The 25,396-nt window shown below is 61.6% G+C and carries 22 protein-coding genes; 16 read left to right on the plus strand and 6 right to left on the minus strand.

All coding sequences use genetic code 11. The features are described 5' to 3' along the window. Positions 1-142 precede the first annotated feature (142 nt). The 3 genes from FHK92_RS25885 (at position 143) to glgB (ending at position 7,962) form a co-directional block, all read left to right on the plus strand. The gene (locus tag FHK92_RS25885) at positions 143-2,140 is read left to right on the plus strand and encodes an alpha-1,4-glucan--maltose-1-phosphate maltosyltransferase (RefSeq protein WP_181290630.1); all 1,998 of its coding nucleotides are present in this window, start codon (positions 143-145) and stop codon (positions 2,138-2,140) included. A gap of 231 nt (positions 2,141-2,371) precedes the next feature. Beyond that, complete coding sequence (gene treS / locus FHK92_RS25890) at positions 2,372-5,716, plus strand: maltose alpha-D-glucosyltransferase (protein ID WP_181290631.1); 3,345 nt, start codon at positions 2,372-2,374, stop codon at positions 5,714-5,716. Between the two features lie 11 nt (positions 5,717-5,727). Further along, positions 5,728-7,962 carry a 1,4-alpha-glucan branching protein GlgB gene (gene glgB, locus FHK92_RS25895; RefSeq protein WP_181290632.1) on the plus strand — a complete coding sequence of 745 codons (2,235 nt, stop codon included), beginning with the start codon at positions 5,728-5,730 and terminating at the stop codon, positions 7,960-7,962. Positions 7,963-8,087: 125 nt separating this feature from the next. Here the strand turns inward: glgB and gudD are convergent, their stop codons facing one another. Beyond that, on the minus strand, positions 8,088-9,431 hold the full coding sequence (gudD, locus tag FHK92_RS25900; RefSeq protein ID WP_181290633.1) for a glucarate dehydratase: 1,344 nt from the start codon (positions 9,429-9,431) through the stop codon (positions 8,088-8,090). 29 nt (positions 9,432-9,460) lie between these two features. Further along, positions 9,461-10,807, minus strand: coding sequence for an MFS transporter (locus FHK92_RS25905; RefSeq protein WP_181290634.1), 1,347 nt, complete (start codon positions 10,805-10,807; stop codon positions 9,461-9,463). Between the two features lie 337 nt (positions 10,808-11,144). Here FHK92_RS25905 and FHK92_RS25910 point away from each other — a divergent pair, with 337 nt between their 5' ends. After that, on the plus strand, positions 11,145-11,858 hold the full coding sequence (locus tag FHK92_RS25910) for a FadR/GntR family transcriptional regulator (RefSeq protein WP_181290635.1): 714 nt from the start codon (positions 11,145-11,147) through the stop codon (positions 11,856-11,858). A 262-nt stretch (positions 11,859-12,120) separates the two neighbouring features. On the opposite strand, the gene FHK92_RS25915 is transcribed toward FHK92_RS25910, so the two are convergent. The 3 genes from FHK92_RS25915 to FHK92_RS25925 are packed head-to-tail and all read right to left on the minus strand — an operon-like array spanning position 12,121 to position 14,714. After that, positions 12,121-13,302 (minus strand): acetyl-CoA C-acetyltransferase, encoded by a 1,182-nt coding sequence (locus FHK92_RS25915; protein WP_181290636.1) that lies wholly within the window; start codon positions 13,300-13,302, stop codon positions 12,121-12,123. 11 nt (positions 13,303-13,313) lie between these two features. Next, complete coding sequence (locus FHK92_RS25920) at positions 13,314-13,979, minus strand: CoA transferase subunit B (RefSeq protein WP_003180355.1); 666 nt, start codon at positions 13,977-13,979, stop codon at positions 13,314-13,316. A 36-nt stretch (positions 13,980-14,015) separates the two neighbouring features. Continuing rightward, complete coding sequence (locus tag FHK92_RS25925; RefSeq protein WP_181290637.1) at positions 14,016-14,714, minus strand: CoA transferase subunit A; 699 nt, start codon at positions 14,712-14,714, stop codon at positions 14,016-14,018. Positions 14,715-14,851: 137 nt separating this feature from the next. Here FHK92_RS25925 and FHK92_RS25930 point away from each other — a divergent pair, with 137 nt between their 5' ends. Next, the gene (locus FHK92_RS25930) at positions 14,852-15,748 is read left to right on the plus strand and encodes a LysR family transcriptional regulator (RefSeq protein ID WP_181290638.1); all 897 of its coding nucleotides are present in this window, start codon (positions 14,852-14,854) and stop codon (positions 15,746-15,748) included. Positions 15,749-15,877: 129 nt separating this feature from the next. Here the strand turns inward: FHK92_RS25930 and FHK92_RS25935 are convergent, their stop codons facing one another. Next, a complete protein-coding gene (locus FHK92_RS25935; RefSeq protein ID WP_181290639.1) occupies positions 15,878-16,705 on the minus strand; it encodes an NAD-dependent protein deacetylase in 828 nt (275 codons plus the stop codon). A 178-nt stretch (positions 16,706-16,883) separates the two neighbouring features. On the opposite strand from FHK92_RS25935, the gene FHK92_RS25940 reads away from it, so the two are divergent. The 11 genes from FHK92_RS25940 to FHK92_RS25990 all read left to right on the plus strand — a co-directional run bounded on the left by FHK92_RS25940 (position 16,884) and on the right by FHK92_RS25990 (position 25,373). After that, positions 16,884-17,393 carry a ferritin-like domain-containing protein gene (locus tag FHK92_RS25940; protein ID WP_030139700.1) on the plus strand — a complete coding sequence of 170 codons (510 nt, stop codon included), beginning with the start codon at positions 16,884-16,886 and terminating at the stop codon, positions 17,391-17,393. Between the two features lie 64 nt (positions 17,394-17,457). Beyond that, positions 17,458-17,727 (plus strand): hypothetical protein, encoded by a 270-nt coding sequence (locus FHK92_RS25945; protein ID WP_181290640.1) that lies wholly within the window; start codon positions 17,458-17,460, stop codon positions 17,725-17,727. Positions 17,728-17,751: 24 nt separating this feature from the next. Continuing rightward, positions 17,752-18,000, plus strand: coding sequence for a metallothionein (locus FHK92_RS25950; RefSeq protein ID WP_030139702.1), 249 nt, complete (start codon positions 17,752-17,754; stop codon positions 17,998-18,000). Positions 18,001-18,510: 510 nt separating this feature from the next. Next, positions 18,511-18,888 carry a con-10 family general stress protein gene (locus FHK92_RS25955; protein WP_033864476.1) on the plus strand — a complete coding sequence of 126 codons (378 nt, stop codon included), beginning with the start codon at positions 18,511-18,513 and terminating at the stop codon, positions 18,886-18,888. Between the two features lie 267 nt (positions 18,889-19,155). Next, positions 19,156-20,037, plus strand: a complete 882-nt coding sequence (locus FHK92_RS25960) for a manganese catalase family protein (RefSeq protein WP_181290641.1) — start codon at positions 19,156-19,158, stop codon at positions 20,035-20,037. 108 nt (positions 20,038-20,145) lie between these two features. Then, positions 20,146-21,075 carry a ZIP family metal transporter gene (locus FHK92_RS25965; RefSeq protein ID WP_181290642.1) on the plus strand — a complete coding sequence of 310 codons (930 nt, stop codon included), beginning with the start codon at positions 20,146-20,148 and terminating at the stop codon, positions 21,073-21,075. Between the two features lie 122 nt (positions 21,076-21,197). Then, positions 21,198-21,698 carry a YciE/YciF ferroxidase family protein gene (locus tag FHK92_RS25970; protein WP_030139706.1) on the plus strand — a complete coding sequence of 167 codons (501 nt, stop codon included), beginning with the start codon at positions 21,198-21,200 and terminating at the stop codon, positions 21,696-21,698. Between the two features lie 309 nt (positions 21,699-22,007). Continuing rightward, positions 22,008-22,658, plus strand: coding sequence for a hypothetical protein (locus FHK92_RS25975; protein WP_181290643.1), 651 nt, complete (start codon positions 22,008-22,010; stop codon positions 22,656-22,658). Further along, complete coding sequence (locus FHK92_RS25980) at positions 22,658-23,089, plus strand: phage holin family protein (protein WP_181290644.1); 432 nt, start codon at positions 22,658-22,660, stop codon at positions 23,087-23,089. Before FHK92_RS25975 ends, FHK92_RS25980 begins: the two co-directional genes overlap by 1 nt. After that, positions 23,086-23,895 (plus strand): DUF3618 domain-containing protein, encoded by an 810-nt coding sequence (locus FHK92_RS25985; protein ID WP_181290645.1) that lies wholly within the window; start codon positions 23,086-23,088, stop codon positions 23,893-23,895. Before FHK92_RS25980 ends, FHK92_RS25985 begins: the two co-directional genes overlap by 4 nt. 71 nt (positions 23,896-23,966) lie before the next feature. Further along, positions 23,967-25,373, plus strand: coding sequence for a saccharopine dehydrogenase C-terminal domain-containing protein (locus FHK92_RS25990; protein ID WP_181290646.1), 1,407 nt, complete (start codon positions 23,967-23,969; stop codon positions 25,371-25,373). The last annotated feature ends 23 nt before the right edge of the window (positions 25,374-25,396 follow it).

Below are 25,396 nucleotides of genomic sequence, written 5' to 3' on the forward strand. Positions count from 1 at the left end.
ATTCCCCGGTGCCGGCCAGCAAATCCCGCTGAACTTTTAGTCGCCGGTCCGGTTCGGAGCTTAAGTGAGTTTAATCAGGGACCCGTTGGGCCTTTACCGCCACAAGCGCGTCCATGGGGCGTAGTAAAAGGAGCGATGCTCGATGACTGCCGAACAGCCGACCGACTTGGTGTACAACCCGCATTTGCCGTTGTCCCAGGCCTTGTTGTTGCCGCGTATTGCGATTGAAGACACCATGCCGGTGATCGACGGCGGGCAGTTCGCCGCCAAGGCCCTGGCCGGGCAGGACGTGACGGTGACCAGCAAAGTGTTCGCCGATGGCCACGACAAGTTGGCGGTGCGAATTCGCTGGCGGGCGCTGGACGATGATATCTGGAACAGCGAGGTGATGACCGAGCTGGGCAATAACGGCTGGCGCGGTCAGTTCACTGTGCCGGCCGTGGGACGCTATGTGTTCTGCATCGAGGCGTGGTTCGACCAGTTCGCCAGCTTCCGCTATGAGCTGGAAAAAAAATACGCCGCCGGGGTGCCCATCAGCCTGGAGCTGCAGGAAGGCCGCAATCATGTGCAACAGGCCGCTGAACGCAGCGACGGCGAATTGAGTGAACAGCTGACGGCGTTGCACCATGAACTTTCGAGCCTGCTGCCGCAGGAACAGGTGACGTTGTTCCTCGCGCCGCGCAGCGCCGACCTGATGTCCCTGGCCGATCATCGGCCCTACCTGAGCATCAGCCCCGAATATCCGTTGGATGTGGAGCGCGAGCGGGCCGAGTTCGCCAGTTGGTACGAGCTGTTTCCGCGCTCGATCACCGACGATCCCAAGCGCCACGGCACGTTCAACGACGTGCACTCACGCTTGTCGGTGATCCAGGACATGGGTTTTGACGTGTTGTATTTCCCGCCGATCCATCCGATCGGCCGCAGCTTCCGCAAAGGCCCGAACAATTCCCTCACCGCCGGTCCGGACGATCCGGGCAGCCCTTATGCCATCGGCAGCGAGGAGGGCGGACACGAAGCGATTCACCCACAGTTGGGCACTCGCGAAGATTTTCGTCGCCTGGTCGCCGCTGCCGCCGACCACGGCCTGGAGATCGCCCTGGACTTCGCCATCCAGTGTTCCCAGGACCACCCTTGGCTCAAGCAGCATCCGGGCTGGTTCAGTTGGCGGCCGGACGGCACGATCAAATACGCCGAGAACCCGCCGAAGAAATACCAGGACATCGTCAACGTCGATTTCTATGCCGCCGATGCCATCCCCAGTCTCTGGATAGAGCTGCGGGATATCGTCGTCGGTTGGGTCAACGAAGGGGTGAAGATCTTCCGTGTCGATAATCCTCACACCAAGCCGTTGCCGTTCTGGCAGTGGCTGATCGCCGACGTACGCGCCCAACACCCGGAAGTGATCTTCCTCGCGGAAGCGTTCACTACGCCGGCGATGATGGCGCGGCTGGGCAAGGTCGGTTATTCCCAGAGCTACACGTATTTCACCTGGCGCAACACCAAGGCCGAGCTGGCGACGTATTTCAGCGAACTCAATGAATCGCCATGGCGTGAATGCTACCGGCCGAATTTCTTCGTCAACACGCCGGACATCAACCCGGCGTTCCTGCATGAGTCGGGGCGTGCGGGTTTTCTGATCCGCGCGGCGCTGGCGACTATGGGCTCGGGGCTGTGGGGCATGTACTCGGGCTTTGAATTGTGCGAATCGGCGCCAGTGCCAGGCAAGGAGGAATACCTCGATTCGGAGAAATACGAAATCCGTCCTCGGGATTTCACCGCGCCGGGCAACATCATCGCCGAGATCGCCCAGCTCAACCGAATCCGCCGGCAAAACCCGGCGCTGCATACGCACTTGGGCCTGAAGATCTACAACGCCTGGAACGACAACATCCTGTACTTCGGCAAGCGCACGCCGGATGGCAGCAACTTCATCCTGGTGGCCGTGAGCCTCGATCCGCATAACGTCCAGGAAGCCAATTTCGAGCTGCCGCTGTGGGAGATGGGCCTGCCCGACGACGCCCAGACCCAGGGCGAGGATTTGATGAACGGTCACCGCTGGACCTGGTATGGCAAGTACCAGTTCATGCGTATCGACCCGGCGTACCAGCCGTTCGGGATCTGGCGGATCAGCGTCGCATAAAACAAAAGTGAGCGGATGAAGTGCTTTTGTGGCGAGGGAGCTTGCTGTGGCGAGGGGATTTATCCCCGTTGGGATGCGAAGCAGCCCCGAAAGCTTTAACGCCGCCTACCCGATAGGTCGGGCTTGTTTCATGGGGTCGCTTCGCAACCCAGCGGGGATAAATCCCCTCGCCACAAAAGGCCTGATCACAAAACAAGACCCGCGGTTTTATCGAATTTTCAGGAGTTGCAAATGGCCAAGAAACCCCGGTCTGCCACGTTCATCAAGGACCCGCTCTGGTACAAGGACGCGGTGATCTATCAAGTCCACGTAAAATCCTATTTCGACTCCAACAACGACGGTATCGGCGATTTTCCGGGCCTGATCGAGAAGCTCGACTACATCGCCGACCTGGGCGTCAACACCATCTGGCTCCTGCCGTTCTATCCTTCGCCCCGGCGCGATGACGGCTACGACATTGCCGAATATCGCGGAGTCAGCCCTGACTACGGCACCATGGCCGACGCGCGGCGTTTCATTGCCGAAGCCCACAAGCGCAACCTGCGGGTGATCACCGAGCTGGTCATCAACCACACCTCCGACCAGCACCCCTGGTTCCAACGGGCGCGCAAGGCCAAGAAAGGCTCCAGCGCGCGGGATTTCTACGTTTGGTCCGATGACGACCACAAATACGACGGCACGCGGATCATTTTCCTCGACACCGAAAAGTCCAATTGGACTTGGGACCCAGTGGCCGGCCAGTACTTCTGGCACCGCTTCTATTCCCACCAGCCAGACCTCAATTTCGACAACCCGCAGGTGATCAAGGCCGTGCTGTCGGTGATGCGCTACTGGCTCGACATGGGCATCGATGGCCTGCGTCTGGACGCGATCCCGTACCTGATCGAACGCGATGGCACCAATAACGAAAACCTGCCCGAGACCCACGACGTCCTCAAGCTGATCCGCGCCGAAATCGACGCCAATTACCCCGACCGCATGCTGCTGGCCGAGGCCAACCAGTGGCCGGAAGACACCCAGCTGTATTTTGGTGACGTCGATGCCCAGGGCCTCAATGGTGATGAGTGCCACATGGCGTTCCACTTCCCGCTGATGCCGCGCATGTACATGGCGCTTGCCCAGGAAGACCGCTTTCCCATCACCGACATCTTGCGCCAGACACCGGAGATTCCAGCCAACTGCCAGTGGGCGATTTTCCTGCGCAACCATGATGAGTTGACCCTGGAAATGGTCACCGACAAAGAGCGCGACTACCTGTGGAATTACTACGCCGCCGACCGCCGCGCGCGGATCAACCTTGGTATTCGCCGGCGCCTGGCGCCGCTGATGGAGCGCGACCGCCGCCGGGTGGAACTGCTCAACAGCCTGCTGCTGTCGATGCCCGGCACGCCGACCTTGTATTACGGCGATGAGATCGGCATGGGCGACAACATCTATTTGGGCGACCGCGACGGCGTGCGCACGCCGATGCAGTGGTCCATCGACCGCAACGGCGGTTTTTCCCGTGCCGACCCGGCGAGCCTGGTGTTGCCTCCGATCATGGACCCGCTGTACGGCTATCTGTCGGTGAACGTCGAGACCCAGTCCGGCGACCCTCATTCGTTGCTCAACTGGACCCGCCGCATGCTCGCCGTGCGCAAGCAATCCAAGGCCTTCGGCCGGGGCACGTTGAAGATGCTGTCGCCGAGCAACCGGCGGATCCTGGCGTATACCCGCGAATACACCGGCCCGGACGGCAAGCATGAAATCATCCTCTGCGTGGCCAACGTGTCGCGCAGCGCCCAGGCGGCCGAACTGGACTTGTCGGCCTACGCCGGCATGGTCCCGGTGGAAATGCTCGGCGGCAATGCGTTTCCGCCCATCGGCCAGTTGAATTTCCTGCTGACCCTGGCACCGTACGGTTTCTACTGGTTCGCCCTGGCGGCGGAAAACCAGATGCCGAGCTGGCACGTCGAGCCGGCCCAGAGCCTGCCGGACTTCACGACGCTGGTGCTGAAAAAGCGCCTGGAAGAATTGCTCGAGGCGCCGTCGCGTACCACGTTGGAGCAGGGCATCCTGCCGAACTGGTTGCAGCACCGCCGCTGGTTTGCCGGCAAGGACAGCGCCATCGAGAAGGTCGATATCGTCTACGGCGTGCGCTTCGGTGATCCGCAACATCCCGTGTTGCTGAGCGAGATCGACGTGACCAGCGGTGGCCAGACCCTGCGTTATCAATTGCCGTTCGGCCTGTTGGCCGAGGATCAGGTCGGCGCCGCGCTGCCCCAGCAATTGGCCCTGTCGCGGGTCCGCCGCGGTCGCCAGGTCGGTTTGATCACCGATGCGTTCACCCTGGAAAATTTCATTCGGGCCGTGCTCCAAAGTATCCAGGCCAACACGGTATTGCCGTGCGCCGATGGCGAGTTGCGCTTCGAACCCACCGAGGGCCTGGCGGCGCTGAATTTGGGTGCCGAGCCCGAGGTGCGCTACCTGTCCGCCGAGCAGTCGAACAGTTCGGTGGTGGTGGGCGGCAGCCTGGTGCTCAAGTTGATCCGCAAGGTCGCGTCCGGCGTGCACCCGGAACTTGAGATGAGCGCTTACCTGACCGCTGCGGGCTTCAGCAATATCTCGCCGCTGCTGGGTTCGGTGATCCGCCGCGACGGCCAAGGCGAAGATGCCTTGCTGATGATTGCCCAAGGCTACCTGAGCAATCAGGGCGACGCGTGGGAATGGACCCAGAACAACCTCGAACGGGCGTTGCGCGACGAGCTGGCGGATGCCGTGTCCGAGCAGGAGCAGCACTACAACGCCCTGGGCGAACTGAAGGACTTCGCCGGCATGCTCGGCCAGCGCCTTGGGGAAATGCACAAAGTGCTCGCCCAGCCCACCGACAATCCGGACTTCGCGCCGCAGCCCACCAGCGCCAAGGAGGCCCAGGCCATCGGCAAGGACGTCGCCGCCCAGGTGGAAAACGCCTTGCGCCTGCTCAAGCAGAACCAGGACCAATTGAACCCTGCGGACCAGGCGATGGTCGCACGCTTGTTGGAACATAGGAAAACCGTGCTGGCCCATGTCCAGGAACTGGCCGGCAAGGCCGCTGGCGGCTTGCGGATCCGGGTTCATGGCGACTTGCATTTGGGGCAGGTGCTGGTGATCAAGGGCGATGCCTACCTGATCGACTTCGAAGGCGAGCCGGCGCGGCCGCTGCACGAGCGACGTGGTAAACACAGCCCGTACAAGGACGTCAGCGGGGTGTTGCGCTCCTTCGATTACGCGGCGGCGATGGCGGTCCAGTTGCATACCGTCGACAGCACGGCGGATGCCGATGCGGCGCGCAAACGGGTCGCCGACCGCTATCTGATCGAGGCGCGCGAGGCATTTGTCCAGGCATATCGGCTGGCGGCAGCTAGTCTTGCCCATGAGTGGAAGGATGCTGAAGGCGAAGACGCCGCGCTGGCGTTGTTCGGCCTGGAGAAGGCGGCCTATGAAGTGGCTTATGAAGCCGAGAATCGCCCTGCCTGGCTGCCCGTGCCGTTGCACGGCCTGTACGGGCTATTTAGCGGGCTGCAACCCTTTTCCAATTTAGCCGGACCGATTTAGTGGAGAGAATCATGAGTGTCTCGAACAAGGAATCACAGGGGCAGGCCAAAGAGTCACTGCTGCCAGCCCCCCATGACATCGACGCGCTGGTGCGCGCCGAACACCACGATCCGTTTTCGATCCTGGGCCCCCATGGAGACGGGGCGGGCGGGCAATTCATCCGGGCGTACCTGCCCGGTGCGCTGAGCGTGCATGTGCTCGCCCGTGATGGCGGCGAAGAACTCGGCGAGTTGCAGATTACCGAAACCCCGGGTTTGTTTGTCGGCCATTTCGACCGTGCCCAGCCATATCTGTTGCGCACCCGTTGGGCCGGCGGCGAGCAGGTCGCAGAGGATCCGTACAGCTTCGGTCCGCTGCTGGGGGAAATGGATCTCTACCTGTTTGCCGAGGGCAATCACCGCGACCTTAGCGCTTGCCTTGGCGCGCAATTGAAGACAGTGGATGGCATCGATGGCGTGCGCTTTGCTGTCTGGGCGCCGAATGCGCGCCGGGTGTCGGTGGTGGGTGACTTCAACGTCTGGGACGGGCGCCGGCATCCGATGCGCATCCGTTATCCATCCGGCGTGTGGGAGATATTCATCCCAAGGCTCGGGCCCGGCGAAGGCTACAAATATGAAATCCTCGGCGCCCACGGCATCCTGCCGCTCAAGGCCGACCCGGTGGCCCTGGCCACGCAGATGCCGCCCGATACGGCGTCCAAGGTTGCCTCGCCACTGAAAATCGAATGGCACGACGACGAGTGGATGCAAAGCCGTCGTGAACGCCAACTACCGGGCGCGCCGCTGTCGATCTATGAACTGCACGCCGGCTCCTGGCAATGCGAGATCGACGAGGCGGGCGAGGTCTCCCGGCAATTCAACTGGCATGAACTGGCTGAGCGGTTGATTCCCTACGTCAAGGACCTGGGCTTCACTCACATCGAGCTGATGCCGATCATGGAACACCCGTTCGGTGGCTCGTGGGGCTATCAGCCGCTGTCGCAATTTGCGCCCACGGCGCGTTTTGGCTCGCCCGATGATTTCGCCGCGTTCGTCAACGCCTGTCATAAGGCCGATATTGGCGTGATCCTGGACTGGGTGCCCGCGCACTTTCCCACCGACACCCACGGCCTGGCCCAGTTTGATGGCACCGCGCTGTATGAATACGGCAACCCGCTGGAAGGTTTCCACCAGGATTGGGACACGCTGATCTACAACCTCGGGCGCACCGAAGTCCACGGTTTCATGCTGGCGTCGGCGTTGCACTGGCTCAAGCATTTCCACGTCGACGGCCTGCGGGTGGATGCCGTGGCCTCGATGCTGTATCGCGACTATTCGCGCAAGGCCGGCGAATGGGTGCCTAACCGCCACGGCGGACGGGAGAATCTCGAAGCCATCGACTTCTTGCGGCATCTCAACGACGTGGTCGCGCTGGAAACCCCGGGCGCGCTGGTCATCGCCGAGGAATCCACCGCCTGGCCCGGTGTCAGCCAGAGCACGCAGCAGGGCGGCCTGGGTTTCGCCTATAAATGGAACATGGGTTGGATGCACGATTCGCTGCATTACATCCAGCAGGATCCGGTGTACCGCGCCCACCATCACAACGAGCTCAGTTTTGGCCTGGTGTACGCCTGGTCCGAGCGGTTTGTCCTGCCGATTTCCCACGATGAGGTGGTCCATGGCAAACGCTCGCTGATCGACAAAATGCCCGGCGACCGCTGGCAGAAATTCGCCAACCTGCGGGCCTATCTGAGTTTCATGTGGGGCCATCCGGGCAAGAAATTGCTGTTCATGGGCTGCGAGTTCGGCCAATGGCGCGAGTGGAACCATGACCAGCAATTGGACTGGTACCTGCTGCAATATCCCGAGCACAGGGGCGTGCAGAAACTGGTGAGCGACCTGAACCGGTTGTATCGCGAAGAGCCGGCGCTGCACGATCAGGACGACGCGCCTCAAGGCTTCCAATGGCTGATTGGCGACGACGCGCTCAACAGCGTCTATGCGTGGTTGCGCTGGAGCAAGGACGGTCGGCCGGTGCTGGTTGTCGCCAACTTCACGCCGGTGCCGCGCGAGGCGTATCGGGTCGGCGTGCCGTTTGGCGGGCGCTGGGTGGAACTGCTCAACAGCGATGCCGACACCTACGCCGGATCGAATTACGGCAATGGCGGTGGCGCTTCCACCGAGGCGATCCCCAGCCACGGCCAGGCGCTGTCGCTGGAACTGAACCTGCCGCCGCTGGCGGTGTTGATTCTGCGGCCGGAAGGGTAGGCCCAGACTCAGATCCAATGTGGGAGCGAGCTTGCTCGCGATGGCGGTCAGTCGGTCACAATAGTGCTGACAGACACTCCGCTATCGCGAGCAAGCTCGCTCCCACAGGGTCAAAGTTTTGGTGGTCAGCGAACCAGGCACGGCTGCTTGTTGTTGAACGTCCAGCCCGGGATCAGGTACTGCATCGCCACCGAGTCGTCCCGCGCCCCGAGCCCCATGCCTTTGTACAACTCATGAGCCTTGGCCAACTGGTCCATGTCCAACTCGATCCCCAGCCCAGGTTTCTTCGGCACTTGCACGCAACCGCCCTTGATCTGCAATGGCGCCTTGGTCAACCGTTGGCCGTCCTGCCAGATCCAGTGGGTGTCGATGGCGGTGATGTCGCCTGGTGCGGCGGCCGCGACGTGGGTGAACATCGCCAGGGAAATGTCGAAGTGGTTGTTGGAATGCGAGCCCCAGGTCAGGCCCCATTCGTTGCACATCTGCGCCACACGTACCGAACCCTGCATCGTCCAGAAGTGCGGGTCGGCCAATGGAATATCCACTGACTGCAAGGTGATCGCATGACCCATTTCGCGCCAGTCGGTAGCAATCATGTTGGTGGCGGTCTTGAGGCCGGTGGCGCGACGGAACTCGGCCATGACTTCGCGACCCGAATAGCCATTCTCCGCCCCGCAAGGGTCCTCGGCGTACGCCAGCACCTTGTGCTGGTCGCGGCACAAGCGGATCGCTTCCTTGAGTGACCAGGCGCCGTTGGGGTCCAGGGTGATACGCGCCTGGGGAAAGCGTTCGGCCAATGCCGTCACCGCTTCGATTTCCTCGTCGCCCTTGAGCACGCCGCCCTTGAGCTTGAAATCCTGGAAACCGTAGTGCGCGTGGGCTGCTTCGGCCAGGCGTACCACCGAGTCGGCGTCCAGGGCTTTTTCGTGGCGCACGCGGAACCAGTCGTTATCGGCGTCCGGTTCGCTGCGGTAGGGCAGGTCGGTCTGCTGGCGATCACCGACATAAAACAGATAGCCGAGCATCTTCACTTCGTCGCGCTGCTGGCCCTCGCCGAGCAGGGCGGCGACCGGGACATCCAGATGCTGGCCGAGCAGATCCAGCAACGCAGCTTCCAGGCCAGTGACGGCGTGGATGGTGATACGCAAGTCGAACGTTTGCAGGCCACGGCCGCCAGCGTCGCGGTCGGCGAAGGCCTGGCGCACGCTGTTGAGAATCTTCTGGTAGGTGCCGATGGGACTGCCGACCACCAGCGAACGGGCATCTTCCAGGGTCTGGCGAATGCGCTCGCCGCCGGGTACTTCGCCCACGCCGGTGTGCCCGGCGTTGTCCTTGAGGATGACGATGTTGCGGGTGAAGAACGGGCCATGGGCGCCGCTGAGGTTCAGCAGCATGCCGTCATGGCCGGCCACGGGCACGACTTGCATGCTGGTGATGATCGGGGCTTTGCTGGTTTCTGGCGTAGTCATCGTGTATGTATCCTTGATTATTGTTGTGGTCAGGCATGGCTGGTGACCGGGTCAGCGGAGGTCGTGACGGTTTTCGGCTTGGGTGTATTGCGTGCGGCGAAAACAATGATCGCGGCGATGATCGACGTGGCTGCGAGGCCATACAGGCCGCCCTGGATCGAGCCGGTGTGCTGCTCCAGCAAGCCGAAGGTGGTCGGGGCAACGAAGCCGCCGAGGTTGCCCACCGAGTTGATCAGCGCGATCACGCCGGCAGCGATGCGTGCGTCCAGGTAGGCCTGGGGAATCGGCCAGAACAGCGAGGAAGCCGACTTGAAACCCAGGGCTGCGAAGCAGATCGCGACGAAGGCGAAGATCGGCCCGCCAGTGGTGGACATGAACATGCCCGCCGCAGCGATCAACAGGGCCGCGGCGACCCAGGCCTGTTGGAATTTCCACTTGGCTGACAGCGAGGCGAAGGCGTACATGCCGACGATCGACAGTAACCAGGGAATCGAATTGAACAGTCCCACTTGGAGGTCGCTCAATTCGCCCATCTTCTTGATGATGCTCGGCAGCCAGAAGGTCGCGGCATAGATCGTCAATTGAATGAAGAAATAGATCAGGCAGAACAGGATGATCTGGCGGTCCTTGAGCAGTTGGCCGATGGACAGCTTGATCGGTGTCGCGGCTTCGCGGGCGGCCTGTTCATCGTCGATGGCCTTGACCAGCGCGTCCTGCTCGGCGCGGTCCAGCCACTTGGCGTCGTGGGGCTTGGAGTCCAGCCAGAACCAGACGAAGAAGCACAGGCCGACGGAGAACATCCCTTCGATGAAGTACATCCACTGCCAACCGTGCAGGCCCATGCCGTTGATCTGTAGGAGCAGCCCCGACAACGGGCCGGAAATCAGCGAAGCGATCGCCGAGCCGCTTAGGAAAATGGCAATGGCCTTGCCGCGCTCGACCCCGGGCAACCAACGGGTGAAATAGTAGATCACGCCAGGGAAGAAACCGGCCTCGGCCACACCCAGCAGGAAGCGCAGGATGTAGAAGTGGGTTTCGTTCTGGATGAAGGCCATGCCCGCCGCCACCAGGCCCCAGGTGAGCATGATGCGCGTCAGCCAGATTCGGGCGCCGATGCGTTGCAGGAGGATGTTGGAAGGGACTTCGAACAGCGCGTAGCCGATGAAGAACAGGCCGGCGCCGAAGCCGTATGCGGCTGCGCCGATGCCCAGGTCGTGCTCCATGTGGGCGCGGACGAAGCCGATGTTCACGCGGTCGATGTAGTTGACGATGAACATGATGACGAACAGCGGCAGGATGTGGCGCTTGACCTTGGAGATGGCCGATTGCAGCACCGGATCCACGCCGGCATTCGCCTTGAGGCTGGAGGTGTTCACTGATTTTTCTCCCACTCGTTATTTTTATGCGGGGCATCGTGCAGGTGTCGATGTTGATAGACATCATACAAGTTGATTTTTTTGTATGACAAGCTGTTTTTGAGTGCTGCTGGATGGACGGTTAAGGTTTTTAATACCGTGTTCATTGGCCGGTATTGGATTTATGACTTTTGCGAGAAGGAGCGGCGCCGATGATGTTGTGTGGTGCTTAGCCCGATTTTTGGTAGAAAATAGCGCTTTGATTGAGTGTTGTCATACAAGTTGGCGTCTGTGAATGGAGCACTTCCGACGCGGCCAGTGATAGGATCGACAAGCCTGTCTTCAAGGAACCCGGCACATGCAGCAAGACACCGAAACGCCCCTGCGCAAGCGCACCCACAATCTGGCCCATGACCTGGTGGCGAAGTTGAGCCAGAGCATTCTGCTCGGGCAGTTGAAGCCGGGGGAAAAGCTGCCATCCGAAGGTGCCATCGTGCGCGAGCATGGGGTCAGCCGCACGGTAGTGCGCGAGGCGATTTCCAAGTTGCAGGCGTCGGGGCTGGTGGAGACTCGCCACGGCATCGGCACCTTTGTGCTGGAGCCGAATGGCGAGCAAGGGTTGCGGCTCAACGTCGATACCGCGGCGGGCGTCCGGGGCATTCTGGAACTGCGCCTGGGCCTGGAGACCCAGGCGGCCGCATTGGCGGCCCAGCGCCGCAGCGAAGAGCAATTGCAGCAGATGCGTCAGGCGTTGGATGATTACCAGCGCTTGCTCAGCAACAACGACAGCTGCGTCGAGGCTGACCGGCGTTTTCATCTGCTGATTGCCGAAGCCACGGCCAACAGCTGTTTTGTCGAGATCATGCAGCACCTGGGCAGCGCAATGATTCCCCGCACCAGGGTGAACATGGCCGAGCGCGGCCAGGCGGACCTGGGCAGGCTCGCGCAGTTTGCCAACCTGGAACACGAAGCGATCTTCAACGCCATCAAGCGCCAGGACCCCGACGCCGCCCGCGCGGCCATGTGGCTGCACCTGACCAACAGCCGCGATCGGTTTGGCGCGGGGAGCTGACCAGTCTCTTTGGCTGAGCCACCGTCTTCGTCGGATCGCCGCCCGGAGCAGGCTCGCTCCCATAATGGATCTGACTTTTTCTTGAGTTCTGCAACCACCACAGAACCCTGTGGGAGCGAGCCTGCTCGCGAAGGGGCCAGCAAGATTTAAAGAAAATCAGTAGGCATTAAAAAACCGGCGCAACCAAGGTTGCGCCGGTGGTGGTGCCAGTGGTCGCGCGGATGTCGTGGGTCCATGCGACCACCGTTGTGCCTGTTGTCGGTTACGCGCGTTCCAGCGCGAGGGCCACGCCCTGGCCGCCACCGATGCAGAGTGTCGCGAGGCCTTTCTTGGCGTCGCGCTTGATCATTTCATGCAGCAGCGTCACCAGCACCCGGCAGCCCGAAGCCCCGATCGGGTGGCCCAAGGCGATGGCGCCGCCGTTGACGTTGACCTTGTCCATGTCCCATTCCAGTTCCTTGGCGACGGCCAGGGATTGGGCGGCGAAGGCTTCGTTGGCTTCGATCAGGTCCAGTTGGTCCAGCGACCAGCCAGCCTTGTCCAGGCAGCGGCGGGTGGCCGAGACCGGGCCAATGCCCATGATCGCCGGGTCGACACCCGCGTTGGCGTAGGCGCTGATTTTTGCCAGCACTGGCAAACCCAATGCCTTGGCTTTTTCCGCACTCATCAGGATCACCGCGGCAGCGCCATCGTTCAGCGAGGACGCATTGCCCGCCGTGACGCTGCCGTCTTTCTTGAACGCCGGCTTGAGCTTGCCCAGGGATTCGGCGGTGGTGCCGGCGCGCGGTTGTTCGTCGGTGGCGAAGGCCACGGGGTCGCCCTTGCGCTGGGGAATCAGGATCGGCGTGATCTCATCGGCGAAGCGGCCGCCTTCGATGGCGGCAACGGCTTTCTGCTGGGACGCGGCGGCGAAGGCGTCCTGCGCCTCGCGGCTGATGCCGTACTTGTCCACCAGGTTCTCGGCAGTGATGCCCATGTGGTAATCGTTGAACGCATCCCACAAGCCGTCGGTGATCATGCTGTCGATCATCTTCGCGTGGCCCATGCGCAGGCCGGTGCGGGCGGCTGGCAATACGTAGGGGGCGAGGCTCATGTTTTCCATGCCGCCGGCGATGATCACGTCGGCGTCGCCACAGCGAATCGCCTGGGCGCCCAGGTGCAGCGCCTTGAGGCCCGAACCGCAGACCTTGTTCAAGGTCAGCGCCGGCACGGCGTGGGGCAGGCCGGCGAGGATCGACGCCTGGCGCGCCGGGTTCTGCCCGGAGCCTGCGGTCAGCACTTGGCCAAGGATCACTTCATCGACTTGCTCGCCGGCCAGGCCGGTCTGTTCCAGCAGGCGACGAATCACTGCGGCACCGAGTTCCGGCGCGGGAATGGACGCCAGCGAACCCTGGAAACTGCCGATGGCGGTGCGGGTGGCGGCGACAATCACGACTTCTTGCATCGAATCTCTCCTCACTGGGCAGCGAACTGCATTTCAGGAACGTGGTCCGGCACGATCAGTTTGCCGGCGGTCTTGGCGACGATTTCCTCGACGCTGACGCCCGGGGCGCGTTCCTTGAGAATAAAGGCGCCATCCTGGATTTCCAGGTAGGCCAGGTCGGTCAGCACGCGCTTGATGCAACCGGCGCCGGTCAGCGGCAGGCTGCAACGGGGCAGCAGTTTGGACTCGCCGTCCTTGGACGCGTGGGTCATGGTGACGATAATGTTCTCGGCGCCGGCCACCAGGTCCATCGCGCCGCCCATGCCCTTGACGAGCTTGCCGGGGATCATCCACGAGGCGATGTTGCCTTCGACGTCTACCTCGAACGCGCCGAGCACGGTCAGGTCGATGTGGCCGCCACGGATCATCGCGAACGATTCGGCCGAAGAGAAGATCGATGCGCCGATGCGGGCGGTGACCGTCTGCTTGCCGGCGTTGATCATGTCGGCGTCGACTTCGGCTTCGGTAGGGAATGCACCCATGCCGAGCAAGCCGTTTTCCGATTGCAGCATGACTTCCATGCCTTCGGGAATGTAGTTGGCGACCAGGGTCGGGATGCCGATGCCGAGGTTCACGTAGTAGCCGTCTTGCATTTCGCGGGCGACGCGCTGAGCCATTTGTTCGCGGGAAAGTGCCATGGTGTCATTCCTTCATTCGGGCCGGGGGGCAGGGGATCACTTACGGACGGTGCGCTGTTCGATGCGCTTTTCGAACGTGCCGCAAATGACCCGGTCGACGTAGATGCCGGGGGTGTGGATCTGCGTCGGGTCCAACTCGCCGGGCTCGACGATTTCTTCGACTTCCACCACGGTGATCTTGCCCGCCGTGGCGGCCAGGGGATTGAAGTTCTGGGCGGTGTGACGATAGACGACGTTGCCGAAATGGTCGGCTTTCCAGCCTTTGACAATGGCAAAGTCACCGGTGATGGATTCTTCCATCAGGTACTGGCGGCCATGGAACTCACGCACTTCCTTGCCCTCGGCCACGGGGGTGCCGACGCCGGTTGCGGTGAAGAACGCCGGGATGCCCGCGCCGCCTGCACGCATTTTTTCCGCGAGGGTGCCTTGGGGGGTGAGTACGACTTCGATTTCACCGCTGAGCAATTGCTTCTCGAACAGGGCGTTTTCGCCCACGTAGGAGGCGATCACCTTGCGGATCTGCCGGTCCTCCAGCAGTACGCCGAGGCCGAAGCCGTCAACGCCACAGTTGTTGGAAACCACGGTGAGATCGCGGATGCCCTTGCGCTTGATCTCGGCGATCAGGTTTTCCGGAATACCGCACAAGCCAAAGCCGCCGGCGATGACGGTCATGCCGTCCTTCAAGCCATCCAGCGCTTCTTCGTAGGAACTCACGCGTTTGTCGAAACCTGCCATAGACACCTCTTTTATTCTTGAGTGGGGTCGCAATGAGATGCAGTGTTGCGCCAAGTCATATATTTGTTAAGTTGATTTTTACGTTGGATTGATTGATAAAACTCAACAATAGTTCGCCTGTAGGAGCCCCGACACCTATGACCCTCAAGCAAATCCGCGCGTTTCTGGCCGTGGCCCAAAGCCTGAGCTTCGCCGTGGCCTGCGAGCGGCTGCACCTCTCCCAATCGGCCCTGAGCTTGACGATCAAGGCGTTGGAGGAGGGGCTGGGAGGCCGCCTGTTCAGTCGCAACACACGCAACGTGGCACTGACACCGGAAGGCGAGTCCCTGTTGCCGCTGGCCCGTCGGCTGGTGGCTGACTGGGACAACGCCGAGGATGAAATGCGCCAGCGCTTTACCTTGCAGCGCGGTCGCGTGACGTTGGCGGCGATGCCGTCGTTCGCCGGCAACCTGCTGCCACCGATTCTCAAGACCTTCCGCGCACGGTTCCCGAATGTCAATGTCACGGTCAACGACGTGATCAACGAGCAGGTGCTGGAAATGGTCCGCGATCGTCATGTGGAGCTGGGCGTGGCGTTCGAGCCGATGCAGGGCTCGTCGCTGGCATTCACGCCGTTGTACCGCGATCGTTTCGTTGCGGTGGTGCCTTTGGATTCACCGCTGGCCCAGCGCGACGACATCCAGTGGGAGACCTTGCTGGAACAGCCATTCATCACCTTGCAACGGCCCTCTACCGTGCGGGTCATGCTGGAAGAACATCTGCAAGCCCGAGGCTGGAAGCTGCCGGTGGAGTTCGAGAGCCACCAGTTGGCGACCGTCGGGCGGATGGTTGCCAGTGGCCTCGGCGTCAGCGCGGTGCCGGCCCTGTGCGTTGGCCAGATGCATGAGCTGGGTGCCCGTTGCATCACCCTCAGCGACCCGGTGATAGAACGGGCCATTGGCGTGCTGACCAAGCCGGGCTACGAACTGTCGGCGGCGGCCCAGGCGTTGTTCGATACGTTGAAGGATCAGGACCTGAGTGTGCGGTCGCCATGAGTTCAGGTGCCATGAGTTGTCCCTGTGGGAGCGAGCTTGCTCGCGATAGCGGTGTATCAGTCAGCGTCTATGTAACTGACCCATTGCTATCGCGAGCAAGCTCGCTCCCACAGTGGAGTGGGGGGCGCTTCAGATCATCAGCGGCAACAGTTCTTCGCACGGTATTCCGATCTTCAGATCCAACAATTCATCAGCCCGGGTCTTGCCCTGGTTGATCGCCAGCAGCGGCTTGCCCTGGTCCTTGATCGCGCGGCACAGGCGAAACGCTGAATAGGCCATCAGTGACGAGCCCACCACCAACAATCCATCCGCTTGCTCGACGGCTTGCATGGCGCGCGCCGCGGTGGGCGCGGCGACGTTTTCACCGAAAAAAACCACATCCGGCTTCAGGCGTTCGCCGGCGCAATGCGGGCAATGCGGCACCTGGAAACGCGCCTCGAACGCCGGATCCAGCAGCGTGTCGCCATCGGGTGCCTGCATGGCATCGACACCGCTCAGGTAGGCGTTCTCGGTTTCCATCAACGCCTGGATCTGCTGGCGCTCGCTGCGCTGGCCGCAATCGAGGCACAGCACGCGGTGCAGGCTGCCGTGCAGTTCGACGACATGCCGGCTACCGGCCTGGTCATGCAAGGCGTCGACGTTCTGCGTGATCAGCCCACTGATGCGCTCCGCCGCCTGTAACGCCGCCAAGGCTTCGTGCGCCTGGTTCGGGCGGGCTTGGCGCATGCGTGGCCATCCGAGCATCGCCCGCGCCCAATAGCGTCGCCGCGCCTCCGGTTGGGCGAGGAATTCCTGGTACATCATCGGTTGCCGGCCCCGTCGCACACCGTCGGTGTCCCGGTAGTCGGGAATGCCCGATGGGGTGCTGATGCCCGCGCCCGTCAGCACCAGGAAGCGGCGCCCGGTCATATAGGTCTGCAGTTGGTCGATCGGATCACGGTGTAGATCGTCGGGCATGGAGGTTCTCCGCTGGCCTTGAGTCGTTGAGGGTAGCACCGGGTTCGTCCCACGCCTTTCGTCGCCCTCGCGTGGTGTTTGTTCAAACTTTCCCAGCGCCGGTGAAATCCACCTTATGTGCGGTACTTCAGCGCTCTTGCGCCGCGCTGCGCTAATGAACACGGATAAGGAGAACGCAATGGCAACCCCCAAAGAGAACCTGCTGGATTGGCTCAACGACGCCCACGCCATGGAACAGCAAGCAGAGAAAATGCTCAAGGCCCAGGCCGAGCGCCTCGAGCATTATCCGGTGCTCAAGGCTCGGATCGAACAGCACATCGAAGAAACGCTCGGGCAGCAGAAACTGGTCGAAGGGTGCATCCAGCGGCTGGGCGGCAGCCCGTCGATGCTCAAGGACATGGCCGGCAAGCTGATGGCGTTCGGTCAGGCCATGGGCGGCATGGCGATGAGTGACGAAGTGGTCAAGGGCGCCATGAGTGGCTACGTATTCGAGAACCTCGAGATCGCTTCCTACACGGTGCTGATCGCGGCGGCGAAAGCGGCCGGCGATGTCGAGACCCAGAAGGCCTGCGAGCAGATCCTGCCCCAGGAAATCGCCATGGCCGACTGGCTGCGCGACCATCTGCCGGAAATCACCCAGGCGTTTCTCGAGCGTTCGGCCAACCCGCATACCGAAGCCAAGCGCTGATGCAAAAGCGCGGCCGCTGATTGCGGCCGCGCCAAACCTGCCGTCAAACGCAAAGAGGACAGGCATGAAGCAGACCACCGGTGAGGTAAGAGCCATCAATCGACAGAGTGCGAGAGTGGGTGTCTACGTGGCCGAAGAAGACGGCCACACGGTACTCGAGCTGGGCCCCGCCAACGACGTGGACATTGGCGACGTCATGGAGTGGGACAGCGGCGCGGCCCTTGGCACCCAGACGTATCGCAACCTGACCAAGGGTTGGGCCGACGAGGTGTATGTGGCAAAGCATGGCGTTGCGGCAGCGAACCTTGAGGTCCAACTGTTGGTGGGATCCTGATAGTTCCAGTGCAGGAGAAGGATCATGAGCGAATTGAAGTGTGGCTGCCCCGGCTGCCACTGCGATGTCGATCCCGATCGGGTGTTCAACCATGACGGCGAGGCTTATTGCAGTCAGGCCTGCGCCGAGCAACACCCCAACGGAGAACCGTGCCCGGCGCCGGATTGCCATTGCGAGCACAGTGGCAAGGTCGGCGAAAGGGACATCACCAACAACCAGCTGGATGAAGCGTTGGAGGAAACGTTCCCGGCCAGCGACCCGATTTCACCCTGAACATCGCTTTATCCGGGCATCGGCGACAGGGTGCCCGGACACCGCAAGCCGGTCAGTGCGGTGGTGCAAGACAACACCGGCAGCCCGCGAGTTTTGGCTTCCTGGAACGGCGCGAGGCCGGGGTGACGAGACCGGTGCAGTGGGGTGCCGGCGCCACTCGGCCCTTGGCGGACAGCGTGGAAAGACACGCACTGTTTTAAATGGATGGAACAGGCAGTGTGGGAGCGAGCCTGCTCGCGAAAGCAGTTAAAAGTTCAATACCCATATTGACTGATAGATTGCATTCGCGAGCAGGCTCGCTCCCACATAGTTGCGCATCTTGCTGATGCCAATTAACCGCCGCTTGGGTGATAGCCAATTTCAATTCATCGCAAGCGCAGCGGTATATAAATAAAGCGGCGACCGTTCGTCGCCATTTGAAGAACTTTCTTCAAACCTTGAATGCGTCATGTTTTCCGAATAAGTACGAGCCAACAGGGTTCGCAAATAGCAACTAACGAGGTGAATGAAATGGCAAATACAGGTAATAACAACCCTGGCAATTTCGCTAACGATCGTGAGAAAGCATCTGAAGCCGGCAAGAAAGGCGGCCAGGCATCGGGCGGCAACTTCGCCAACGATCCGGAACGCGCAGCCGAGGCTGGCCGTAAGGGTGGCCACATGTCGGGTGGCAATTTTGCCAACGATCCGGAACGTGCCGCAGAAGCCGGTCGCAAGGGCGGACAAGCCTCGGGTGGCAATTTTGCCAATGACCCTGAACGGGCCTCGGAAGCGGGCCGCAAAGGTGGCCAAGCCTCCGGTGGCAACTTTGCCAATGACCGGGAAAAGGCTTCTGAAGCCGGTAAGAAAGGCGGGGAAAACAGCCACGGTGGCGGTCGTAATTCGTAATGTCCCGTGGTCTGCAGGCCCCATGTCATTTGACATGGGGCCCGCACCGTCGAATGCATGAAAGTGTATATAAAGTCGGGCATGTCATGCCCGGCTTCGCTTGACTGTTCACAACTAAGTCGTGTTTCGGTTATGCAGCGATGCAACGACCATTCGTCTTGCGCCGTGAATAAAAAATAAATTTTATTTCATTAACTTCTTCTGACTGTCATGGGCCTGTCGTCGGCAGGGTTCCCATGAACTGTGTCCTGACCGAGGAGTTCAATCATGTTTATTCACAATAAGCGATTGCAATATACCGTGCGTGTCGCCGAGCCCAATCCAGGCCTTGCAAACCTGTTGCTGGAACAGTTTGGTGGCGCCCAGGGTGAATTGGCGGCCGCGTCGCGTTATTTCACCCAGGCCCTGTCCGAAGATGATCCGGGCCGCAAGGATTTGCTGATGGACATCGCCACCGAGGAGCTCAGTCACTTGGAGGTGATCGGCTCGATCATCGTCATGCTGAACAAGGGCGCCAAGGGCAAGATGGCCGAAGGCGTCGAGCAGGAAGGCCAGCTGTATCGCGAGATCAACGGTGCGGGCAACGACTCCCATATCACCAGCGTGCTGTATGGGGCCGGTTCGCCGCTGACCAACTCGGCGGGAGTACCCTGGACAGCGGCCTACATCGACACGATTGGCGAACCGACCGCGGACATGCGTTCGAACATCGCCGCGGAGGCCCGGGCGAAAATCGTTTACGAGCGGCTGATGAACGTCACCGACGACCCCGGTGTGAAAGAAGCCCTGGGCTTTTTGATGACACGCGAAATCGCGCACCAGTTGTCGTTTGAGAAAGCCCTGCACGCCATCCAGCCCAACTTCCCCCAAGGCAAATTGCCTGGCATGCCGGAGTTCACCAACGTGTACTTCAACATGTCCCAGGGCGAGCCTTCGGTGCGCGGTCCCTGGAACCAGGGCGACGATTGGGAATTTGTCGAGAATCCGACGCCGGCGGTCGATGGCGGCGATGGCCTGGCCAGTGTGCAACTGAGCGAGAAGGATGAAGCATTGTTGATGGACATGAAGGCACGAACGATGTCCAACCCGGAAAGCAACCCCACGACAGGCGCCGACCTGGGCTCGGGGATGCAAAACGAGAAGCTGTGAAGCATCGGCGAGGGGGCCTGGCTCCCTCGCCTGAACATATCGCTTGATCGTTCCTTTGGTTGCGGGTGACGATCAGGCACCGTGCGGTTAAATCAACAAGGACATTCGATGGACCAGCCCACCTCCCGGATCCGATCGCCCTGGCGTACCTGGCTCGATCCCGTGCAAAACAACCTGCTGTGGGGGCTGACCTTCTGGCTCGGGTTGGCGCTGGTCGCCGCGCTGCTGCTCTACAGCGGCTATAACGCGCTGGTGGGGGCCAACCGCCAGAACCTGGGTTATGCAGTGCTGGGCGGCACCTCCGGTTTCGCCGCTACGGCATTGGGCGCGGTGATGGCGGTGGTGTTGCGCGATATCTCCTCGCGCACCCAGGACATCATGCTGGGGTTCGCTGCCGGGATGATGCTGGCGGCCAGTTCGTTCTCGTTGATCCTGCCGGGCATCGATGCCGCACAGATCATTTGCGGCAACCAGTTGCTCGCCGCCCTTGTCGTCGTGATCGGCCTGGGGCTGGGCGTCCTGCTGATGATCGGTCTCGACCGGTTCGTGCCCCATGAACATGAGCTGAGTGGCCGACGCGGTCCCGAGGCCAAGCGCATCAACCGGGTCTGGTTGTTTGTCCTGGCGATCACGCTGCACAACCTGCCGGAGGGCATGGCCATTGGCGTCAGTTTCGCCAATGGCGACTTCAAGGTCGGCTTGCCCCTGACCACTGCCATCGCCATCCAGGACATTCCCGAAGGCCTCGCCATTGCCATGGCGTTGCGGGTGACCGGCATCAGTACTCTGCGCGCTGCGTTGATTGCGGTCGGCTCCGGACTGATGGAACCCCTGGGTTCGGTGATCGGCCTGGGCATGTCCTCCGGCGTGGCCGTGGCTTACCCCATCAGCCTGGGGCTGGCGGCGGGGGCGATGATCTTCGTGGTGTCCCATGAAGTGATCCCGGAAACCCACCGCAACGGCCACGAAACGCCAGCGACCCTGGGGTTGATGATGGGGTTCGCGGTGATGATGTTCCTGGACACGGCGCTGGGTTGAATCGCTCGGCCTGCCCTCTGTCCAGGCGTCCGCAGATTTCTTGAACATCCGCAAAATCCTCCGAGTCAGTGTTTGAACAGGTGAAGCGCGGCTTCGCCGTTCATTGACCGGAGGATATTGCGATGGCCAGAAAAACCGTGACGGACCTGTTCATTCACGAACTGTCCGATGTCTACAGCGCCGAAAAACAGATCACCCGCGCCTTGCCGCGCATGGCCCGGGCCACCACCAACCCGTTATTGGCCCAGGCGTTCAATGATCACCTCGAAGAGACCCAAGGGCAGATCGAACGCATCGACACCCTGGTGGAAGTGGCGGGCATCAAGCTCAAGCGCATGAAGTGCATCGCCATGGAAGGGTTGGTGGAAGAGTCCAAGGAGTTGATCGAGGAAATCGACAAAGGCGCGGTGCTCGATGCGGGGCTGATCGGCGCGGCACAAAAAGTCGAGCATTATGAAATCGCCAGCTACGGCACATTGATCGCGATGGCCAAGCATTTGAACCTGGGCGATGAAGTGGTCGGTTTGCTGCTGGCGACCCTCAAGGAAGAAAAAGCCACCGACGAGAAACTGTCGAAGATTGCCGAACAGGGCGGCAACCAGGCGGCGACGATGGAATCCTGATGGCGACATAACCGCTTTTGTGGCGAGGGAGCTTGCTCCCGCTGGACTGCGCAGCAGGCCCTAGGTTTTCGGACCTGGCGCGATCATAGGGGCTGCTTCGCACCCCAGCGGGAGCAAGCTCCCTCGCCACGGGTTCGGTGTAGAAAAATTCTTCAAACCACTCCCAACGACCACCCAGCGTCCAGCCCTCAAACTCATTTGAACTCAGCTCCCGCGCGTCCCGTCACTTGTTCTGAGAGGCACTTAATCGGGCATCGCCACGGCGGTTGCCTGTTGTTGAGTTTTTCATCACGGAGGCGATGGACAGACATGACTATCCCGGACAATAACCCCGAACGACAAAGCGACACTTCAAGCCATGGGCGACCAGAAGAGTCGTTGCATGACATCAAGGATGACGTGAACGAAGCCATCGGCAGCGCCCGCGAACGGGCCGATGCGCATTTTGGCCAATACCGCGATACCGCGGCGGACCAGATCGATGCACTGGCGCGTGGCGCCAAGTCCGCCATGTCGGAACTTGAAGCCAACGACACGCTTGGCTTGTCGCATTACCTGGCAGACGTGGCCGATAGCATGAGTGGCTTGGCCGGCACGTTGCGCAACAAGAGCGCCGAGCAATTGCTGCAGGACGGCTCTCGCCTGGCGCGGGAAAACCCCGGCCTGTTCCTCGCCGGCAGCATCGCGGTGGGGTTCGGACTGTCGCGGTTTCTCAAGGCTGGCACCTCGCCGGTCGCCACCGAAGTCGACGACCCCGCCGCCGGACATTCGACTCCCCCCGCTGGCGGGTTCAGCGCGCAGTCGTTCGACCCGGTGCCTGACCCGATCGGTCCTGGCGCCGCCACGAGCAGTGGCCTGGCCACCGGCGTCACCCCGACGTCACCCAGCGTCCAGGACCATCCCAGTGATTTCGTCACCGGTTCGTTCCCCGGCTCGGCCAATACCAGAGGAGAATTGTGATGAATCGACCTGACCCAGATATCCAGCGTTCCGCCGGGACCTCGGTGCCCGAAAACGATGCCTCGGTCGTGGGGCTGCTTCGGCAGCTGACCCACGAAGTCCCCTCGCTGTTCACCAAGGAACTGGCGCTGGCCAAGGCAGAGTTCCAGGCCAGCCTCAACACGTTGAAGGCGGGTATCGCCGGGGTGGCCGGTGGCGCGATGGTGCTGATGGCCGGTTTCATCATCCTGCTGATGGCGGTGGTGTATGGCCTGAGCACGATGATGGCGCCGTGGCTGGCCGCGCTGATCGTCGGTGTCGTGGTGATGATCATCGGTTTCGTCATGGTGCAATCCGGCAAGAAACAGTTCGAACCGTCCCATTTCAAGCCTGACCGAACGCTCGACGCCTTGAACAAAGATCAGGAAGCCCTGCGGAGGAAAGCCTCATGAAGGATGAATTCAACACCGAATCGCAAAAGAGCCCGGAGACCATCGAGCGCGAGATTGATGAGCAGCGCGCCCATATCAGCCATATCGTCGATGCCTTGGGCAGCAAATTCACCCCCGGGCAAATGCTTGACCAGGCGTTGGGCCTGGTGAAGGGCAATGGCGCGGAGTTCTTCGGCAACCTGGGCACGACGGTACGCAACAACCCGGTGCCGACCGTGCTCACCACGGTTGGCCTGTGCTGGTTGATGCTCGGCCAGAACCACCCGCCCCGGGTCGGTTATCGCGTCGGTCCCGACCAGGACGGCAGCGATTGGAGCGAGGGGCTTGCGAGTGGCCTGGGCAGTGCCAGGAATCATCTGCACGACACCACCGACTCCTTGCGCGAAGGCTTCCATCACCTCAAGGACAAGGCCTCGCACCTGGCCGATGATTTGAGCGCCAGCGCTCGTCATGCCCGCAGCCGTGCGCATGAAACGGGAGATCGCATGACCCAGGGCTCCCATGATCTGGGGGATCAGTTCAGCCGCCTGCTCAAGGAACAGCCGTTGATGATGGCGGCTGCGGGTATCGCCCTTGGCGCGATGCTGGGTGCGGCCTTGCCGAGTACCTCCACCGAGCAGCGAGTCATGGGCAAGACCAGCGCCGGGCTGAGCGACAAGGCCAGGCAAAAGGCTCGCGAGGGCTATGAAACGGTGCGCGACACGGTGAGCAAGACCACCGAGCACCGTGACGAGCCGACGGTCACGCCGGCCCACGAACGGGCGCACTCCGGTGCGGACTTGTCCGGCGGGCTGGGTACTCCGTAGGCGGGCAGGGCGCGGCGCGGGATGAATCTTGCGTCGCGCCTGTCGATACACCGATCCAAGGGAGGCGGCGCATGAAACGTCAGGTCCCGTTCACCGGTCATCTGGTCTTCATCGGCTTCGGCTCTATCGCCCGGGCCACCTTGCCCTTGCTGCTGGGGCAGGACCACATCAAGGTCGAGCAGATCACCGTGATCGCCCCGGTGATCGAGCAGAACATCTGGTTCAAGGAGCGGGGCATCCAGTTTGTCCGCAAGGCGCTGACCGAGCACAACTTCACGCAAATCCTCGATCGCTTCGTCAAGCCCGGTGACTTCATCGTCAACCTGTCGGTGGAGGTCAGTTCACTGGCTGTCATCGAATACGCCTTCGACAAAGGTGCGTTGTACCTGGACACCTGCGTCGAGCCGTGGGCCGGCGGCTACAGTGACCCACAGTTGGACCCGTCCCATCGCACCAATTACGCATTGCGCTACCAGGTCCTCGGTCTGCGCAAGAAATTAGGCAGAGGGCCGACAGCAGTGGTCGCCCACGGCGCCAACCCTGGCTTGATCACGCATCTGCTCAAGGCCGGCCTGATGGAGTTGGCCGTGCAGTTGGACCAACCGTTGCCTGAGACCCGTGGTGGTGTCGACTGGGCCAGGTTGTGCATGGAGCTGGGGATCAAGGTCATTCATTTTGCCGAGCGCGATACCCAGCGTTCCCACCTTCCCAAGGAGGACGATGAGTTCGTCAACACCTGGTCGGTGGAAGGCTTTATCAGCGAAGGCAGCCAACCGGCGGAGCTGGGGTGGGGCAGCCATGAACGTACCTGGCCGGCGTCTGCGCGGCGCCATCGTTTCGGCAGCCGCAACGCGATCTATCTGGAGCGGGCGAGTGCCAGCGTTCTGGTAAAGACCTGGACACCCGTGGGCGGCCCTTGCCTGGGCCTGATGATCACCCACCATGAAACCGCTTCGACGGCCGACTTGCTCACCGTCAAGGATCAACGAAAACTGGTCTATCGACCGACCCTGCATTACGCCTATCACCCTTGCAATGACGCGTTGCTGTCGGTTCACGAACTGATCGGTCGAGGCTGGCAGACACAAACCCGGCAACGCACCCTCAACGGTGAAATCGACAGCGGTGGGATCGATGCCCTGGGCGTGCTGTTCATGGGGCATGACTTGAATGCCTACTGGTTTGGCTCGCTGTTGAGCATCGACGAAGCCCGTGCGCTGGTGCCCTTCAACAACGCCACCAGCCTGCAAGTGGCGGCGGGGGTGTTGTCGGGGATCGTCTGGGCGATCGAGCATCCGGATCGTGGCATCGTCGAGCCCGAACAGATGGATCATGAGCGTGTGCTGGAAATCGCCAGGCCGTACCTTGGCACGCTGGTTGGACAGCGCACCGATTGGACGCCAGGTGGCGTCGCTCACAAATCCTCGGCGGAAGGCGCCGCTGACGACTGGCAATTCGAGCACTTCACCCGGCTTTAACCGCTGCGGACCGACCCGATTCC

Origin of the sequence: Pseudomonas brassicacearum subsp. neoaurantiaca, assembly GCF_013608025.1 — a bacterium.
In the GTDB taxonomy this organism is placed as follows: domain Bacteria; phylum Pseudomonadota; class Gammaproteobacteria; order Pseudomonadales; family Pseudomonadaceae; genus Aquipseudomonas.